Genomic DNA, 16,575 nt, shown 5'->3' with positions numbered 1-16,575 from the left:
GAAGGGTGTCTTGAACGGTGGCTTGTGGTGCGGCTGCGCGCAGCGCGAGTGGGGGTCCCCCGGCCGAAGACTGGGGAGGGAGGGCCGCCGGGCGCGGGCTCAGCCGGTGCCGCGTGGATCGAGCGCCGCGTCGAACGGCGCGATCCAGAAGAACTCGCCCGGTTCGTCGTAGGCGTACAGCAGCGCGGTGTCACCGGACCGGAGCCCGCGCAGGACGTCGTCGCCCTGGACCCTGACCTGGACCACGGCGGTCGAGCCGTCGTCGGACGCGACCTCGGCCTGCCCGAAGTCGGTCGTCACCGAACCGGTGCGGACGGTGCAGACGAGCCCGACGAAGTCCAGCCGGGAGGGCGGTGGTTGGGCGGGCAGGAGGGCGCGCAGCCGGCGGACGGCGAACCGCGTCACGATCCAGGCGGCCAGCAGCGCGGCGACCAGCACGGCGGCGTCGAGCGCGGTCCGTACCCCGTCCGGCAGCTCGGCCCTGCGCACCAGCACCGAGCCCGCGAGACTCGCGAACCAGGCGAGGAGGGTGAAGAGCGATACCGGCACGGTGACGGGCACGCCGCTGCCCCCCGCAGCGGCCGTGCCCGTGTCCCCCGTGCCGAGGTGCAGATGGAAGGCGTCGTGCTCGGCGGCCCCCACCAGTACGAGCAGCCAGAAGGCGATGACCACCAACAGCGCCGCACCGAAGAGAACCGCCGGAAAACCCAGCGCGGCGCCCATGAACTCATCCATCGGGCAGCCCCCTTTTCCCCCGTTGCTCCCCCGTGTTTCCCCCGCGGTTTCCCCGTGCAGAGCGGCCCCGGCGCCGGGCATACGTTTCCGTATCCCGGCACCGGTCCGCTCTCCCCCGTTTCCGCAATGCCCATTCTGGAGGGACTCCGCCCGTCGCCGCATTGCCGTAACCCGGCAATGTTCGCTGTCGCCGGGTGCCGGGGCCGCGTCCTCCGGCCCCGGCAGCTTTCCGGCATCCGTCGCGGTCTGTCACTCTTGCCGCTGTGCGGCGGCGCGACCACCGCCCGAGCGGCCGCCGGGCGGCCGTCCGGACCGCCGCCGGGACGCGGACCACCGCCGGGACACGACCCGGCCGTACCGCCGCCGGGACGACAGGCAGAAGCAGGAGAGCGCGTGACAGGGCCCGACATATCCGAGAAGCACCCCGGGACAGATGGGACATACGGGGCATATCTGGAGGGGTACGCCCACCTGCTGGCCGATGTCCTGGCGACCGGCCGGCGCCCGACCCGGCCCGAACTCGACGCGCGTCGCGCCTTCGGCGAGCAGGCGGCGGAGGACGGCCACTCGCTGCGCTCCCTGGTCGCCGCGCATCTCGCGGCCGCCCGTACGGCCTGGCCCACCGGGGCCGCCGCGGTGAGCGGGAGCGCGGCGGGCACGGTGCTCACCGCCGTCGAGCTGGCCGTCGACGCGTTCGCGGAGGGGTACGAGCGGGCCCAGCGCATGGCCGTACGCCAGGAGGAGGCCGTGCGGCGGGAGTTCATCGACGACCTGCTGTACGGGGGCAGCGACCTGGGACGGCTGGCCGAGCGTGCCGAGCGGTTCGGGCTGCGGCTGTCCCGTACCCACGCGGTCGCGGTCGCGCAGTGCGCCGGCGCGTACGACGAGGGCGCCGCCGCCACCCGCACCGTGGAGCTGGCCCTCTTCAGCCGGTTCGGCAACCGCAGCATCCTGCTGACCACGAAGGACGGCCGGCTGATCTGCATCGCCCCCGGCGACCAGGACGACGTCCTGACGTACTTCGCCAAGCAGGCGTACGCGGCCACCGCCGACGACGGCGTACAGGTCGCGATAGGCCGCCCGCACCCGGGCTCGGGCGGCATCGTGCACAGCTACGAGGAGGCGCTCAACGCCCTGGAACTCGCGGCCAGGATGGACCTGGAGGGCCCGCTGCTGCGCGCCGCCGACCTGCTCGTCTACCCGGTGCTCACCCGTGACCGGGAGGCCCTGGTCGATCTGGTGCACAGCGCGCTCGGCCCGCTCCAGCAGGCCCGGGGCGGCGCGCAGCCGCTCGTCTCGACGCTCAGCCACTACTTCGACGCGGGCTGCGTGGCGGCCGAGGCCGCCCGCCGGATGTCCCTGAGCGTACGGGCGCTCACCTACCGGCTGGAGCGGATCCGCCAGCTGACGGGCGCCAACCCGGCCGATCCCGGCCACCGTTACACACTCCAGACCGCGGTCATCGGCGCCCGGCTGCTCAACTGGCCGGCCCAGGAGATCTGACCGCAGGTCCGGCCGCTCAATGCCTGCTCCCGGCAGCGTTCTTCTGTCCCGTTCTGCGGGGCCCGGACCTGTCGTCGCGGCACGGCACGGCCGTAGCGTTCCCCGAGGCACGCCGGGCCGGCCCGGCGCGTGCCTACGCCCCGGACCTGGGGCTGCCGCCGCTGAACGTCCCGCGGGACCGGCCGGTTGGAAAATCCGCGAGCTGCCTGCGAGCTGTCTGTGAGTGAGCTGTGAGTTATCTGTGAGTGACTGGCATGCCTGGGCGGCCGTCGCCGTCTTCGCCGGCACCTATGTGCTGATCATCAGCGAGAAGGTCCACCGGGTCGCCGCCGCGCTCGGCGGTGCCGGGCTCATGCTGGCGCTCGGGGCGACCGACGACGGGGCTGCCTTCTTCTCGCAGGACACCGGCATCGACTGGAACGTCATCTTCCTGCTGCTCGGCATGATGGTGATCGTCGGTGTGCTGAAGCGGACCGGCGTCTTCGAGTACCTGGCGATCTGGTCGGTGAAACGCGCGCGGGGCAGACCGTTCCGGGTGCTGGCCATGCTGGTGGCGATCACCGCACTGGCCTCGGCGCTGCTGGACAACGTCACCACCGTCCTGCTGATCGCCCCGGTCACCCTGCTGGTCTGCGAACGGCTCGCGCTGGCCGTCGCGCCGTTCCTGATCACCGAGGTCTTCGCGTCCAACATCGGCGGCATCGCCACCCTCGTCGGCGACCCGCCCAACATCATCATCGCCGGGCGGGCCGGGCTGACCTTCAACGACTTCCTGGTCCATCTCGCGCCGCTGGCCGTGCTGTTGACGGCCGTACTGATCGGAGTGTGCCGGTTCCTGTTCCGCGGGGCGTTCACGTACGACGCGGAGCGCGCCGCCCGGGTGATGGAGCTGAACGAGCGGGACGCGATCCGCGACCCGCGCCTGCTCGGCCAGGGTCTGGCCGTGCTCACCCTGGTCATCGTCGGATTCATCCTCCATCCGGTGCTGCACTACGCACCGAGCGTCGTCGCACTCCTCGGGGCGGGGCTGCTCGTCGCCGTCTCGACGGTCCGCACGGGCGAGGTGCTCGCCGAGGTCGAGTGGCCGACGCTGGCCTTCTTCGCGGGCCTCTTCGTGATGATCGGGGCGCTCATCGGCACCGGTGTCGTCGGCGAGGTCTCCACGGCGCTCTCGCACGCGGTGGGCGGCCGGGAACTCGGCGGCTCGATGCTGCTGCTCGGGGCGTCCGGGGTGCTGTCGGGGGTGGTCGACAACATCCCCTACGTCGCGACGATGGCCCCCATCACCGCGGGCCTCGTGCACAGCGTGGGCGGCGGCAGCGACCACGTGATGTGGTGGGCACTGACACTCGGCGCGGACCTCGGCGGCAACGCCACGGCGATCGGCGCCAGCGCGAACGTCGTGGTCCTCGGCATAGCGGAGCGCAACGGCACCCCCATCTCTTTCTGGCAGTTCACCCGCTACGGCCTGGTGGTCACGGCGGCCACCCTGGCGCTGTCGGCGGGGTACATCTGGCTGCGGTACTTCGTACTGGGGTGAGGGACCGGTGGCCCGGCCGTCCGGTCCGGTCCGCCGCTGCCGTGCGGCCACAATGGGGCGCATGAGTGACGACGAGAAGTCCATGCCCGACTGGGAGAAGCGCTTCCGGGCCCCGCGCGTAGGGCTGCCCGACTGGGCCGAGGACGCCCCGGACCGCTCGCTCTTCGTCTCCAACGCGACCGGCACGTACGAGCTGTACGCCTGGGACCGTACGAGCGGCGAGCAGCGCCAGGCCACCGACCGGCCGCAAGGCACGACCGACGGGACTCTCTCGCCCGACGGCGAGTGGCTGTGGTGGTTCAGCGACACCGACGGGGACGAGTTCGGGGTCTGGATGCGCCAGCCCTTCGGCGGCGGACCCGACGAACCCGCCACCCCCGGCCTTGAGCCCTCCTACCCGGGCGGTCTGGGGATCGGCCGGGACGGCACCGCCGTGGTCGGCCGGTCGACGGACGAGGACGGCTCGACGGTCCACGTCGTACGGCCCGGCGCCGATCCGGTCGAGATCTACCGGCACCGGGAGTCCGCCGGGGTCGGCGACCTCTCGTACGACGGGACGCTCATCGCGCTGGAGCACACCGAGCACGGCGACGCGATGCACTCCGCGCTGCGGGTGGTCCGCACCGACGGGTCCACGGTCGCCGATCTTGACGACACCAAGGGCGGCACCGAGGAGCTGGGGCTCCAGGTGCTCGGGTTCGCGCCGGTCGCCGGGGACACCCGGCTGCTCGTCGGGCACCAGCGGCGGGGCCGCTGGGAGCCGATGGTGTGGGACGTGGCGGCCGGCACCGAGACCGCCCCGGCGATCGAGCTGCCGGGCGACGTCAGCGCCGAGTGGTATCCGGACGGGTCCGCGCTGCTGGTCGTGCACAGCTTCGAGGCGCGCAGCGAGATGTGGCGGTACGAACTGGCCACCGGGCAGCTCGTCCGCGTCGAGACCCCGGCCGGTTCGGTGTCCGGCGCGACCGCCAGGCCCGACGGCACGGTCGAATACCTGTGGTCGTCGGCCGCGCTGCCGCCGGTCGTGCGCTCCACGTCGGGCGCGGTCGTGCTCGACCCGCCCGGCATGAAGGCACCGGAGTCCGTGCCGGTGCGGGACGTCTGGGTGGAGGGTCCGGGCGGCCGGATCCACGCGCTGGTGCAGCAGCCCGCGGGGGACGGCCCGTTCCCCACGGTCTTCGAGATCCACGGCGGCCCGACCTGGCACGACAGCGACGCGTTCGCCTCGGGCCCGGCGGCCTGGGTCGACCACGGCTACGCGGTCGTACGGGTCAACTACCGGGGCTCGACCGGCTACGGCCGGGCCTGGACCGACGCGCTCAAGCACCGGGTCGGGCTGATCGAGCTGGAGGACATCGGCGCCGTCCGCGCCTGGGCGGTCTCGTCGGGCCTCGCCGACCCGGCCCGGCTGATCCTGGCGGGCGGCTCCTGGGGCGGCTATCTGACGCTGCTCGGGCTCGGCACCCAGCCGGACGCGTGGGCGGCGGGGCTGGCGGCGGTGCCGGTCGCGGACTACGTCACGGCGTACCACGACGAGATGGAGGGGCTGAAGGCGATGGACCGGACGCTGCTCGGCGGCACTCCGGAGACCGTGCCCGAGCGGTTCGCCGCTTCGTCGCCGCTGACATATGTGGACGCGGTGCGGGCGCCGGTCTACATCTCGGCGGGCGTGAACGATCCGCGCTGCCCGATCCGGCAGGTCGAGAACTACGTGGCCCGGCTGGCCGGCCGCGGGGCGGTCCACGAGGTGTACCGGTACGACGCGGGCCACGGCTCGCTTGTGGTGGAGGAGCGGATCAAGCAGGTCCGCCTGGAGCTCGACTTCGCGGAGCGGCATGTGAAGAAGTAGCAGGCCGTACGGGGCGGGGTCCGGGACGGAACGTACGGGGCGGGGTCCGGGGCACCGGCCCTGAACCGCGCCCCGTACCGTAAGAGATGTGTACCGGTTCCTGCTGACACCCCGCTGGCTGGGGATCACCGTCTTCGCCCTGCTCGCCATCCCCTTCTGCATCTTCATGGGGTCCTGGCAGCTGAGCAGGTTCGAGGCCCGGGTGGCCACCCACCGGACAGACGAGCACAAGCCCGACCCGGCCCGTCAGGCGTCGGCGCCGCTCGACTCCCTGCTGCCCGTGAACCTCGACACGTCCGGGCGGCAGGCCGGCGCGACCGGTAAGTACGGCGAGCAGTTCCTGGTGCCGGACCGGGTCGTGGACGGCAAGGAGGGGTCGTACGTCCTGACCCTGCTCCGCACCGACGGCGGCAAGGCACTGCCCGTGGTGCGCGGCTGGCTGCCGCACGGTGCGAAGGCGCCCGCGGCGCCGAAGGGCGATGTCAAGGTCACCGGTTCGCTCCAGCCCTCCGAGAACAGCGGGACCGACGGCGCGTACACCGGGGCCGGGCTGCCGGCCGGCCAGATCGGGGTCATCAGCGCGGCCTCTCTGGTGAACGTCGTGTCGTACCCCGTGTACGACGCGTGGATCACCCTGCCGCGCGCCTCCCCTGGTCTGAAGCCCGTGCCGGCGGCGGCGCCGCAGAACAGCGGGCTCGACCTGCAGTCCTTCCAGAACCTCGGCTACACCGGCGAGTGGTTCGTCTTCGCGGGCTTCGTGGTCTTCATGTGGTTCCGGCTGGCCAGGCGCGAGGCCGAGGCACTCAGGGACCTGGAGCTGGGGATCACACCCGAGGACGTGGAGCCGGCCACCGCGGCGGTGACCGCGGAAGCCGGAGTGGCGTCGTCCGACGCGGCGGCCACTCCGGAGGTGTCCGGCCGCCGGTAGGGCCTGGAGCCGGGCTGCTAAGAGGGCGCTACGGAGCCGGGGCAGCGGCCCGTCACGGCGCGGTCAGCAGCCCGGTGCGGTAGATCGTCCCCGCGCACGCGTTGGGGATGGTCGCCTCCGCGGCCGGTACGCCCGGCTCCGCCTCGTGCACCACGGCCACGCTGCCGTCCGACGTACCCTCACCGCTGCCGAGCTGGGGGGTGCTGTCCGGGCCGCCGCCGTCGGCCGGCGGGCCGCCGTCTCCCGTTCCCGCCGAGCCCGCCGATCCTCCGGTGCCGGCGGAGCCTCCCGACGGGGTCGGGTCGGGGGTGGCGCCGCCTCCGGTGGGACAGGTCTCGGTCGGCACCCAGGCGAACTTCACCTCGTACGCCTGGGACGGGCCGAGGACCAGACCGGTCGCGTCCTGCGAAGGGTCGGGCAGACCGGCCGCCGCGTCACCCGACGTGTGGTCGACCACGGTGATGCGGGCCGCGTCGGCCGCGCCCAGCGCCTGGAAGTTGACGGTGCCGGCGTCGCTGACCGCGCACTGGCTGTGCGAGACGTTGGAGACCCGGAAGGTTCCGTAGACCGTGCCGTCGGCGTTCGGTGCGCCGGTGGCCGCCGATGTGACCCCGAGCTGCTGGGCCGCGCAGGCCGGCAGCGTGTCGAGCGCCTTGCCGGACGGGTCGGTGGCCCCGCCGTCAGAACCGCCGTGGCTGCCGCTCCCGGACCCCTTCGCCGCGCCCTTCTTTCCGTCCCGGCCATCGTGGCCGCTGTCGTCGGACGCCTTGCCCTTGCCCTTCTTGCCGCCGTCGGGGGCCGTGGCGTCCGGGCCGCCGGGCGTGCGGTGACCCTGTCCCGCCATCGCGGGGCTGTTCGTGACCCCGTCACCCGCACCTGCGACATGGATGAAGGCCGGGATCGCGGTCCCGACGAGCAGCGCGGCCGCGGCCGTGCCGACGACGATCTGCCGCCGCCGGGCCCGGCGCGCGGGTACGGCCCTGCGCAACTGGTCGAGCGCGTCATCGGACGGGGTGAGTCCCCGTACGGCGCCGTGCATCATCCTGCGCAGTTCGAGTTCGTCCTCGTCGAGGCCGTCAACAGCGTCGTCGGAACCGTCGTTCTGCATTCCGTTCCCCGCCTGGTTGTCCACGGACCGGATGGGCCCGCCGTACCGCTTGCGCCACTCGGCGGGCATGTCCCACTCGTCGGGCGTGCGAGGGCCCTGGGGCCTGTCGGAGCCGTCCTGCCCGCCGTCTGCGCCGCTTCCGTTGTCCGTGTCGCTTCCGTTGTCCGCGCCGTTCGCGTCGTCCGCGCCGTTCGCGTCGTGGTCCCGGCCGTACCGCCCGAATCGATTCTTCTCGCTCATGCCGGTGCCTCCATGGCCACCCGCAGCGCGGCGATGCCGCGCGAACCGTACGCCTTCACCGAACCCAGCGATATCCCCAGCGCGTCGGCCACCTGCGCCTCCGTCATGTCACCGAAGTAACGGAGCACCAGGACCTCGCGCTGGCGGCGCTGGAGGTTGCGCATGGCCTTCTTGAGCGCGTCGCGCTCCAGGAGGTCGTACGCACCCTCCTCCGCGCTCGCCATGTCCGGCATCGGCTTGGAGAGGAGCTTCAGCCCGAGGATGCGCCTGCGCAGCGCGGACCGGGACAGGTTCACCACGGTCTGGCGCAGATACGCGAGCGTCTTCTCGGGGTCCCTGACCCGTTTGCGTGCCGAGTGGACGCGGATGAATGCCTCCTGGACGACGTCCTCGCAGGAGGCCGTGTCGTCGAGAAGGAGCGCCGCGAGCCCCAGCAGCGACCGGTAGTGGGCGCGGTAGGTCTCGGTGAGGTGATCGACGGTGGTACCGGCGGCCATGGAGTCGTCAGCGCCCTCGCCGGACGCGACGGCGCTGGGGCGGGTGGTCGGCACGGGCGCTATCACCGGCATTCCGCCGGGCACGCGCGGTCGTCGGAGCGGGCGGACCACTCCGCCCCGTCCTGACACCGCTGCAATATCGAGAACCTCTGCCACGCCAGTTGGACACGCTTCCCCCCGCCAGGGTTGTACGCGTATGGCATCGCCTTTGACGATGCGGCCAATGCCCTCATGCGTACCCGATCTCCCCCAATGCCCCTTTTTCCACGGCATCTTGCGCAGGAAGGAGCCTCTCCCCAAAGACGCACCCGCCCCGACTGCGGTTGCAGACGCTCGGGAGACTGAATCGTGTAACAGGCGCGAGCCTCAGTACAAGTGGTTCAGACGCACGTCTTGCTCACAGGGCACACACAGATCCTACAAAGGATCAGTGACGGGACGCGGGGGCGCCTGATCCCGGATCAGGCCTCCGGCACCCACAGCTCGGCCGCCACGGCCTCCGCGATCTGAGCGGCGTTGAGCGCGGCCCCCTTGCGGAGGTTGTCGGCGCAGACGAAGAGGTCGAGTGCCTGCGGATCGTCCAGCGACCGCCGTACGCGCCCCACCCAGGCCGGATCCGTGCCCACCGCGTCGGCCGGGGTCGGGAAGTCCCCCGCGTCCGGGTCGTCGAAGAGCACCACACCGGGCGCGGTCGCCAGGATCTCGTGCGCCCGCCCCAGCGTCAGCTCGTTCTCGAAGCGCGCGTGCACGGAGAGGGAGTGCGTGGTGACGACCGGAACCCGTACGCACGTCGCCACCACCGGAAGCGCGGGCCGGTCCAGGATCTTGCGGGTCTCGGCGCGGAGCATCAGCTCCTCGGACGACCAGCCGTCGGCGGCGGGCGAGCCGGACCAGGGCACCACGTTGAGCGCGATGGGGGCCGCGAAGGGCCCGGTGTCGTCGCCCACGGCCCGGCGTACGTCGCCGGGGTGCGTCCCCAGCTCCGTACCGGCGACGAGCGCGGTCTGGCTGCGCAGGGCCTCCACACCGGGGCGCCCCTCGCCGCTCACCGCCTGGTACGTCGAGACGACCAGCTCACGCAGCCCGAACTCGGCGTGCAGCGCACCGACCGCGACGATCATCGCGAGCGTGGTGCAGTGCGGGGACGCGATGATGCCGCGCGGCCTGAGCCGTACGGCGTGCGGATTGACCTCGGGCACCACGAGCGGCACGTCCGGGTCCATCCGGAAGGCGCCGGAGCTGTCCACGACCACCACGCCCTTGGACGCGGCGACGGGCGCCCACTCGCGCGCGACGTCGTCGGGGACGACGAAGAGCGCGACCTGGACGCCCTCGAAGGCTTCCTCGGTGAGGGGGAGCACTTCGGACTCCTCCCCGCGCACGACCAGCTTGCGGCCGGCCTTGCGCGGGGAGGCGATGAGTCTGATGTCGCCCCAGATGTCGGCGTGCTGCGACAGCATCTGGAGCAGCACGGTGCCCACGGCCCCGGTCGCTCCCACGACCGCGAGTGCAGGCTTACGGCCTCCTGCCCGGAGGCCGGTGCCGGTCATCGCCCGGTGCCCCCATAGACGACTGCCTCGTCGGAGTCGCTGTCGAGACCGAAGGCGGTGTGCACGGCGCGCACGGCCTCGTTGACCTCATCCGCACGGGTGACCACCGAGATGCGGATCTCGGACGTCGAGATCAGCTCGATGTTCACGCCGGCGTCCGAGAGCGCCTCGAAGAAGGTCGCGGTGACGCCGGGGTTGGTCTTCATGCCGGCGCCGACCAGGGAGATCTTGGCGATCTGGTCGTCGTAGCGCAGTGAATCGAAGCCGACGACCGGCTTCGACTTCTCCAGCGCGTCGACGGCCTTGCGGCCCTCGTCCTTGGGGAGCGTGAAGGAGATGTCGGTCAGACCGGTCGAGGCCGCGGAGACGTTCTGCACGACCATGTCGATGTTGACCTGGCTGTTCGCGATGGCGCGGAAGATCGCGGCGGCCTCACCCGGCTTGTCGGGCACACCGACGACCGTGATCTTCGCCTCGGAGGTGTCGTGCGCGACACCGGAGATGATGGCCTGCTCCACTGTCGGTTCCCCTTGTGCTTCGACTCGTGCTTCGTTGCTGACCCATGTGCCCTGGAGCCCCGAGAACGAGGACCTGACATGGATCGGGATGTCATAGCGGCGTGCGTACTCCACGCAGCGGTGCAGCAGCACCTTGGAACCGGAGCTGGCGAGCTCCAGCATGTCCTCGAAGGAGATCCGGTCGATCTTCCGGGCCTTCTTGACGACCCGGGGGTCGGCGGTGAAGACACCGTCCACGTCCGTGTAGATCTCGCAGACCTCGGCGTCGAGGGCCGCCGCGAGTGCGACGGCAGTCGTGTCCGAACCGCCGCGGCCGAGGGTGGTGATGTCCTTCTTGTCCTGCGACACACCCTGGAAACCGGCGACGATGGCCACGTTGCCCTCGTCGAGAGCGGTACGGATCCGCCCCGGCGTGACATCGATGATCCGCGCTTTGTTGTGGACCGAGTCGGTGATGACACCGGCCTGGCTTCCCGTGAACGACTGGGCGTCGTGGCCCAGGTTTTTGATCGCCATGGCCAGCAGGGCCATGGAGATCCGCTCTCCGGCGGTCAGCAGCATGTCGAACTCCCGCCCGGCAGGAATCGGCGACACCTGCCCGGCAAGATCGATCAACTCGTCCGTCGTGTCGCCCATCGCTGACACCACGACAACCACCTGGTTGCCACTCTTCTTGGCGTCGACGATTCGCTTGGCAACCCGCTTGATGCCTTCGGCATCGGCTACGGAGGAGCCTCCGTACTTCTGCACGACAAGGCCCACGTGCGCTCCTCGATCCAGTCATTTCTGCGGTCGGCTCAGTCTAACGAGCGGCCGCACGACACCCCGTATGTATCAGATCGTGAGATGTCCCGCTCACTCAATGATCACCGTCTGGTGGCACGGCCGCTCGGTGAGAATGCCTGCCCGGGATCAACCAGGACACTCGGAACGTGGGGCGCGTCACACCCGTGCGGGTCACTCCGGAGTGGCGGCCTGGCCGTCGACCGGTGTGCAGACCGTGAGCCGCAGCGCAGGGTCGTCGTTCGCCTGGAAGGTCGCGTACTCGAAGCGGAGCAGACCCCGCCGGGGATGGTGCAGAACCTTCTGTCCCGCCTCACCGCCGGTACGGATGTCGTGCTCCTCCCACCAGGCGGCGAACTCCGCACTGCCCCGCCGGAGGCGCTCGGCGAGGCCGAGAAAGGCCGGATCGCCGGCCCATACGTCGTGCGCCGCCCGGAACTGGCCCACCACGCGCCGCGCCTCGTCCGGCCAGGCGGGCCCGAAGAGGCGCCGGGCGTCCGGGTCGGTCAGCAGATAGACGAGGACATTGCGGTCCGGGTCGGCCAGCCGGGCGAAATCGGTGAAGGTGTCCGCCGCGGCGGCGTTCCAGGCCAGGACGTCCCAGCGGCGGCCCGTGACATAGGCGGGCTGACCGAGACCGGCGACCAGCCGCCGGATCGCGTCCGGCACGGTCTCACGGGCGAAACCGCGGCGGCCGGACTGTCCGGCCAGGGTGCGCAGATGGGCGTGTTCGGCCGGGCCGAGACGCAGCGCACGGGCCAGCGAGTCGACGGTGGCGGCCGAGGGACTGACCGCCCGCCCCTGCTCCAGCCGGACGTACCAGTCGACGCCGATGTCCGCGAGTTCTGCCACCTCCTCACGCCGCAGCCCGGGTGTCCGGCGCCGCCCCCCGCTCGCGAGCCCCACCGCCTCGGGGCTCAGCCGCTCGCGCCGCGACCGCAGGAAGTCGCCGAGCCCGCCGGGGACCGTATCCGCCATGGACGCCATGGACACACCAATCTCCTCACCCACGCTGCCCCCGCCGGTGGTTGGCCGGCGAACTCCCAGGAAGTCGCCGGGAAGTTGCCAGGGAGTCGCCAATCCTAGGATCGCGCCGGTCCTGGATACGACCGCGAGGCCTGGTGAAGCTGGCACCGGCACAAGGCCCGCACCACGCGCAGCGCACCACGCGCACCACGCGCACGCCCCCCGTGCAGCGCACCGCGCACCCCGTACAAGGACAAGAAGGAGTACCGCGATGAAGGCCGCAGTCCTGAAGGCATTCGGATCACCCCTGGCCATCGAGACCCTCCCCGACCCGGTGCTCGGGACCGGCGAGGTGATCGTCGACGTCGTGGCAGCGGGCGTACTGCCCTATGCCGGCGAGGTGTTCAGCGGCGAGCGGGGCTATCTGCTCGACCTGCCGGTGGTGCCGGGCGCCGGGGCGATCGGCCGGGTACATGCGGTGGGACCCGACGCCACCCGGCTCTCCGTGGGCGACTGGGTCCTCTGCGACCCCATCGTCCGCGCACGCGACGGCGTGCCGACCCCCGACATCACGCTGCAGGGACTGAGCGCCCGCGGCGACGGCGGCCTGCTCCTCCAGCGGTACTTCCACGACGGCGCCTTCGCCGAGCAGATCCGCATCCCGACGGAGAACGCCGCCCCCATCGGCCCGCTCGACCCTGCGGACGCCGGACGGTGGGCCGCTCTGCACCTGCTCCTCGTGCCGTACGGCGGTCTCCTCGCGGCGGACCTGCGCGCGGGCGAGACGCTCCTGGTGAGCGGCGCAACCGGGAACTTCGGCAGCGCCGCCGTCGCCGTGGCGCTGGCCATGGGGGCGGGCTGCGTGGTCGCGCCCGGCCGCAACGAGAAGGCCCTGGCCGACCTGGCCGAGCGCTTCGGCCCCCGGGTCCGCCCCGTACGGCTCACCGGCGACGGGGACGAGGACCGCGAACGGATGAAGCGCGCGGCCCCGGGTGGGATCGACTGCGTCATCGACCTGCTGCCGCCCCAGGCCGGGACGGCGCCGGTCCGGGCCGCGGCGATGACGGTTCGCGAGTTCGGCAGGGTCGTCCTGATGGGCGGCGTCGGTATGGGGGGCGGCGACGACCTCGGCCTGCCGTACCCGTGGTTGATGCGCAACAGCATCACGGTCAGGGGCCAGTGGCTGTGCTCCCGCGAAGCAGTCCCCCGGCTGACCGCCCTGATCCACTCGGGCCTCCTGGACCTGAACCACTTCACGGTCACGGACTTCGCCCTGGACGACGCGAACGAGGCGGTGGCTCATGCGGCGGATGAAAAGGGGCGGTTCCGGCTCACGGTGATCAGGCCGTGAGGACGGCCCCCCGGTACGGGTGGCGTCAACAGGCCGCCCCTCAGGCCCCCTTGAACGAGTCGAGGTGGGCGAAGACGACCACGTTGTCCTCGTAGTCCTGGGCCGCCCTGTTGTACTCGCCGCCGCAGGTGATCAGGCGGAGCTGGGCGTCGGGGGTGTCGCCGTAGACACGTTTGTCGGGGAAGTCGGCCTTGCTGAACGTCTCCACGGAGTCGACCTTGAACGTGGCGACCGTGCCGTCCTTCCTGGCGATGTCCACCTCGTTTCCCCGTTTGAGGGTCCGCAGCAGCAGGAACACCGCCGGGCCGGTCTTCGTGTCGACGTGGCCCGCGACGATCGCCGCGCCGCGCTCTCCGGGAGTGGCGCCGCCCCGGTACCAGCCGACCATGTTGGTGTTGTCCGCGGGCGGCGGGTTGAGCTTGCCGGATGTGTCGAGGTCCAGCGGCGTGAACGGTGCGTCGACCGCGATCGTCGGGATCGTCAGCCTCGTCGGTTCGGAGCGGGGCAGCGGGGCCGCGGCTGCGGGCAGGGGTGTCCGGGGGGTCGCGGAGGCCGCGGCCGCGGACTGCACCTTGGCGTCGCCCGCCGGGTTTCCGAACCCGATTCCGAAGGAGTTGCAGAGCAGGAGAGCGCCCACGCCCGCTGCCGCGACAGGCCACAGCAGTACGCGGTGGAGGGGTCGCACAACGTTCTTCGGGGACGGGACGGAAGGCTTCGGCTGGGGAAGCTTCTCAGCGGCCATCGGGTGATGCCTTTCGGGCGCGGGGGGGGCGGCGGAAAAGGTGGGGCGGGGGGTGTTGTGGTGCGGGTGCGGCGCACAACCGTTGCGGCCACCGCCCCTCGGGGCGGTGGCCTCGTCAACGCCGGATCTGCAAGCGGTGTGGCGGTCAGGCCATCGACAGGCCCGAGGCGTTGCGACGGCGGCGGACCAGGTAGATGCCCGCGCCGACGCCGCCGAGGAGCAGCACCGAACCGGCGGCCACTCCGCTGTTGGTCGCGAGGCCGCCACCACCGGTGTGCATACCGCCGTGCGGCCGGTGGTCACGGCCACCGTCGTCGTTGTTCCAGCCGTCCTGGTCGTTCCAGGAGCCGTCCTTCCAGGAGCCGTCCTCGTCCATGCCGGAGGACGAGCTGCCGTCGTCACCCGTGGTCAGCGCCGTGTTCATGGCGAGGGCGCCACCGCCGGTGTGCATCCCGCCGTGCGGGCGGCCGTGGTCGTGGTCACCGTGGTGGTCACCGTGGTCGTGGTCGCCGTGGTCCCCGTGGTCGTGGTCACCCTGCCCGTGGCCGTCATCCCCGTGCCCGTCGTCCCCGTACGCGTCGCCGCCGTCATCGCCCCTGCTCACCGCCGGAGTCATGGCGAGAGCGCCACCGCCCGTACGCATCCCGCCGTGCGGGCGGCCGTGGTCGTGGTCACCGTGGTGGTCACCGTGGTCGTGGTCACCGTGGTGGTCGCCGTGGTCCCCGTGGTCGTGGTCACCCTGCCCGTGGCCGTCATCCCCGTGACCGTCGTCCCCGTACGCGTCGCCGCCGTCATCGCCCCTGCTCACCGCCGGAGTCATGGCGAGAGCGCCACCGCCCGTACGCATCCCGCCGTGCGGGCGGCCGTGGTCGTGGTCACCGTGGTGGTCACCGTGGTCGTGGTCACCGTGGTGGTCGCCGTGGTCCCCGTGGTCGTGGTCACCCTGCCCGTGGTCATGGCCGTGGTCGCCACGGCCGCTGCCGTCGCTGTTGCCGGGGGTGTCATGGTCGCTACTGGAGGAGGCGCCGCTGTCCGAGGCCGGCGCGCCGGCCGTCGTCAGGGCGTACGCGGCGGGAGCGGAGAAGGCAAGGGCGGCAGTCACAGCAGCTGACGCGAGCAAGGTACGGGCAGTGCGCATTGAGACGATTCCTTTCGCCACGACTGCGAAGGCTGACACTCCGTCGGCTCATCGATTCGCAGAAGCGACGTCCTCACCATCAGCAGGAATCTGACGCCCCGCCACTGGAGACCGGGGCATCCGAGTGAAGCCATGGGCTCAATGAGTTCAGGACCGGCCGATATTCACCCGATGGACGGCACGTCGTACCCCAGCGGCGCCGCCGCGATGAGGTAGGGACACGGGTGAGCGAGAGGGAGAGCACCCCCGTGCATCCGGCGCTGATGTTCGCCGAGACCCCCGGCGCCGTGGCCGGGTCGTCAGCGCCCCGCACCGCCCGCGAAATTCGGTCGCCCCTGCCGCGGGGGCCGAACTAGCTTGGCCCCCATGCCGGATGACATACGACTGAGCCAGGCACAGGTGGCCGAGTTCGCGCAGCGCGGATTCCTGCTGATCCCGCGAGCCGTTCCCGGAGAGCTGGTGGCCGCCGGGACGCGGGTCATCGACCGGATGGCAGAACGCCGTCCGCCCGGCCCCGATGTACGCGGACCGCACAACTACTTCCCCGCCGCCGAGCGCGTTCCGGCCCTCGCCGCGCTGCTGACCGGCAGCCCCGCCTGGTCCCTGGCCGAGTCCCTGACCGGCCCCGGCACGCTGGAAGCGCCCGGCCAGGTGCAGGCCGTGCTCAACATCCCGCCATACCCGCAGCAGCCCGGTATGCACCACCTCGACGGCTTCCCCGCCGAACCGGACGGGCGGCCGGGCACCTTCACGCTGCTCGCCGGGGTGCTGATGTCCGACCAGCTCGACGAGGACGCCGGCAATCTCTGGGTGTGGCCCGGCACCCACCTGACACATGCGGCGTACTTCCGCGAGCACGGCCCCGACGCGTTCCTCGCGGCGGGCGGCTACCCGCCGATCCCGCTCCCCGAGCCGGAGCAGATCCGAGGCCGGGCCGGGGATCTGCTCCTGGCGCACTATCTGCTGGGCCACAACATCGGCGGCAACACCTCCCGGGCGGTCCGGCGCGCCGTCTACTTCCGGGTGAAGCGCACCGGGCACGACCCCCGCTGGCGGGAGTTCCTGCAGGACCCCTGGCTCGACTACGACGCCGTACGCACCGCCGCCTGATCCGGCCCGGCGGCACG

14 protein-coding genes and 1 pseudogene are annotated in these 16,575 nt (G+C 71.8%); 7 read left to right on the top strand and 8 right to left on the bottom strand.

From position 1 onward, the window contains the following. Positions 1 to 114: 114 nt before the first annotated feature. Positions 115 to 735: pseudogene (locus tag OHB13_RS20115) on the bottom strand (hypothetical protein); the annotation flags it as partial. A gap of 393 nt (positions 736 to 1,128) precedes the next feature. Between OHB13_RS20115 and OHB13_RS20110 the strand changes: the two are divergent. From OHB13_RS20110 to OHB13_RS20095, 4 genes are all read left to right on the top strand, one after another. Then, entirely contained in the window at positions 1,129 to 2,238 is a 1,110-nt protein-coding gene (locus OHB13_RS20110; RefSeq protein WP_328378024.1) for a PucR family transcriptional regulator, read from the top strand. Positions 2,239 to 2,479: 241 nt separating this feature from the next. After that, entirely contained in the window at positions 2,480 to 3,778 is a 1,299-nt protein-coding gene (locus OHB13_RS20105; protein ID WP_328378023.1) for an ArsB/NhaD family transporter, read from the top strand. Positions 3,779 to 3,830: 52 nt separating this feature from the next. After that, positions 3,831 to 5,627, top strand: coding sequence for a S9 family peptidase (locus OHB13_RS20100; RefSeq protein WP_443062961.1), 1,797 nt, complete (start codon positions 3,831 to 3,833; stop codon positions 5,625 to 5,627). Positions 5,628 to 5,715: 88 nt separating this feature from the next. Beyond that, positions 5,716 to 6,555 carry an SURF1 family protein gene (locus OHB13_RS20095; RefSeq protein ID WP_266854881.1) on the top strand — a complete coding sequence of 280 codons (840 nt, stop codon included), beginning with the start codon at positions 5,716 to 5,718 and terminating at the stop codon, positions 6,553 to 6,555. 52 nt (positions 6,556 to 6,607) lie between these two features. Here the strand turns inward: OHB13_RS20095 and OHB13_RS20090 are convergent, their stop codons facing one another. From OHB13_RS20090 to OHB13_RS20070, 5 genes are all read right to left on the bottom strand, one after another. Further along, entirely contained in the window at positions 6,608 to 7,903 is a 1,296-nt protein-coding gene (locus tag OHB13_RS20090; RefSeq protein WP_266854882.1) for a hypothetical protein, read from the bottom strand. After that, a complete protein-coding gene (locus OHB13_RS20085; RefSeq protein WP_401604863.1) occupies positions 7,900 to 8,556 on the bottom strand; it encodes a SigE family RNA polymerase sigma factor in 657 nt (218 codons plus the stop codon). Before OHB13_RS20085 ends, OHB13_RS20090 begins: the two co-directional genes overlap by 4 nt. Before the next feature lie 305 nt (positions 8,557 to 8,861). Then, positions 8,862 to 9,950, bottom strand: a complete 1,089-nt coding sequence (locus OHB13_RS20080) for an aspartate-semialdehyde dehydrogenase (protein ID WP_328378021.1) — start codon at positions 9,948 to 9,950, stop codon at positions 8,862 to 8,864. Then, positions 9,947 to 11,230 carry an aspartate kinase gene (locus OHB13_RS20075; RefSeq protein ID WP_266854884.1) on the bottom strand — a complete coding sequence of 428 codons (1,284 nt, stop codon included), beginning with the start codon at positions 11,228 to 11,230 and terminating at the stop codon, positions 9,947 to 9,949. Before OHB13_RS20075 ends, OHB13_RS20080 begins: the two co-directional genes overlap by 4 nt. Before the next feature lie 195 nt (positions 11,231 to 11,425). Next, positions 11,426 to 12,238, bottom strand: a complete 813-nt coding sequence (locus tag OHB13_RS20070; protein ID WP_328380344.1) for a helix-turn-helix transcriptional regulator — start codon at positions 12,236 to 12,238, stop codon at positions 11,426 to 11,428. Between the two features lie 250 nt (positions 12,239 to 12,488). Between OHB13_RS20070 and OHB13_RS20065 the strand changes: the two genes are divergently transcribed. After that, a complete protein-coding gene (locus OHB13_RS20065; protein ID WP_328378020.1) occupies positions 12,489 to 13,568 on the top strand; it encodes a zinc-binding alcohol dehydrogenase family protein in 1,080 nt (359 codons plus the stop codon). A 40-nt stretch (positions 13,569 to 13,608) separates the two neighbouring features. On the opposite strand, the gene OHB13_RS20060 is transcribed toward OHB13_RS20065, so the two are convergent. Then, on the bottom strand, positions 13,609 to 14,310 hold the full coding sequence (locus tag OHB13_RS20060; RefSeq protein WP_266854892.1) for a class F sortase: 702 nt from the start codon (positions 14,308 to 14,310) through the stop codon (positions 13,609 to 13,611). 145 nt (positions 14,311 to 14,455) lie between these two features. Next, positions 14,456 to 14,734, bottom strand: a complete 279-nt coding sequence (locus OHB13_RS20055) for a hypothetical protein (RefSeq protein WP_266854893.1) — start codon at positions 14,732 to 14,734, stop codon at positions 14,456 to 14,458. Between the two features lie 21 nt (positions 14,735 to 14,755). On the opposite strand from OHB13_RS20055, the gene OHB13_RS20050 reads away from it, so the two are divergent. Next, the gene (locus OHB13_RS20050; protein WP_328378019.1) at positions 14,756 to 15,421 is read left to right on the top strand and encodes a hypothetical protein; all 666 of its coding nucleotides are present in this window, start codon (positions 14,756 to 14,758) and stop codon (positions 15,419 to 15,421) included. A 393-nt stretch (positions 15,422 to 15,814) separates the two neighbouring features. Further along, on the top strand, positions 15,815 to 16,558 hold the full coding sequence (locus OHB13_RS20045; RefSeq protein ID WP_328378018.1) for a phytanoyl-CoA dioxygenase family protein: 744 nt from the start codon (positions 15,815 to 15,817) through the stop codon (positions 16,556 to 16,558). The last annotated feature ends 17 nt before the right edge of the window (positions 16,559 to 16,575 follow it).

The organism is Streptomyces sp. NBC_00440 (assembly GCF_036014215.1).
Lineage (GTDB): Bacteria > Actinomycetota > Actinomycetes > Streptomycetales > Streptomycetaceae > Streptomyces.
Note: the sequence above shows the minus strand (reverse complement) of the source record. Positions and strands in the feature narration are given on the sequence as shown.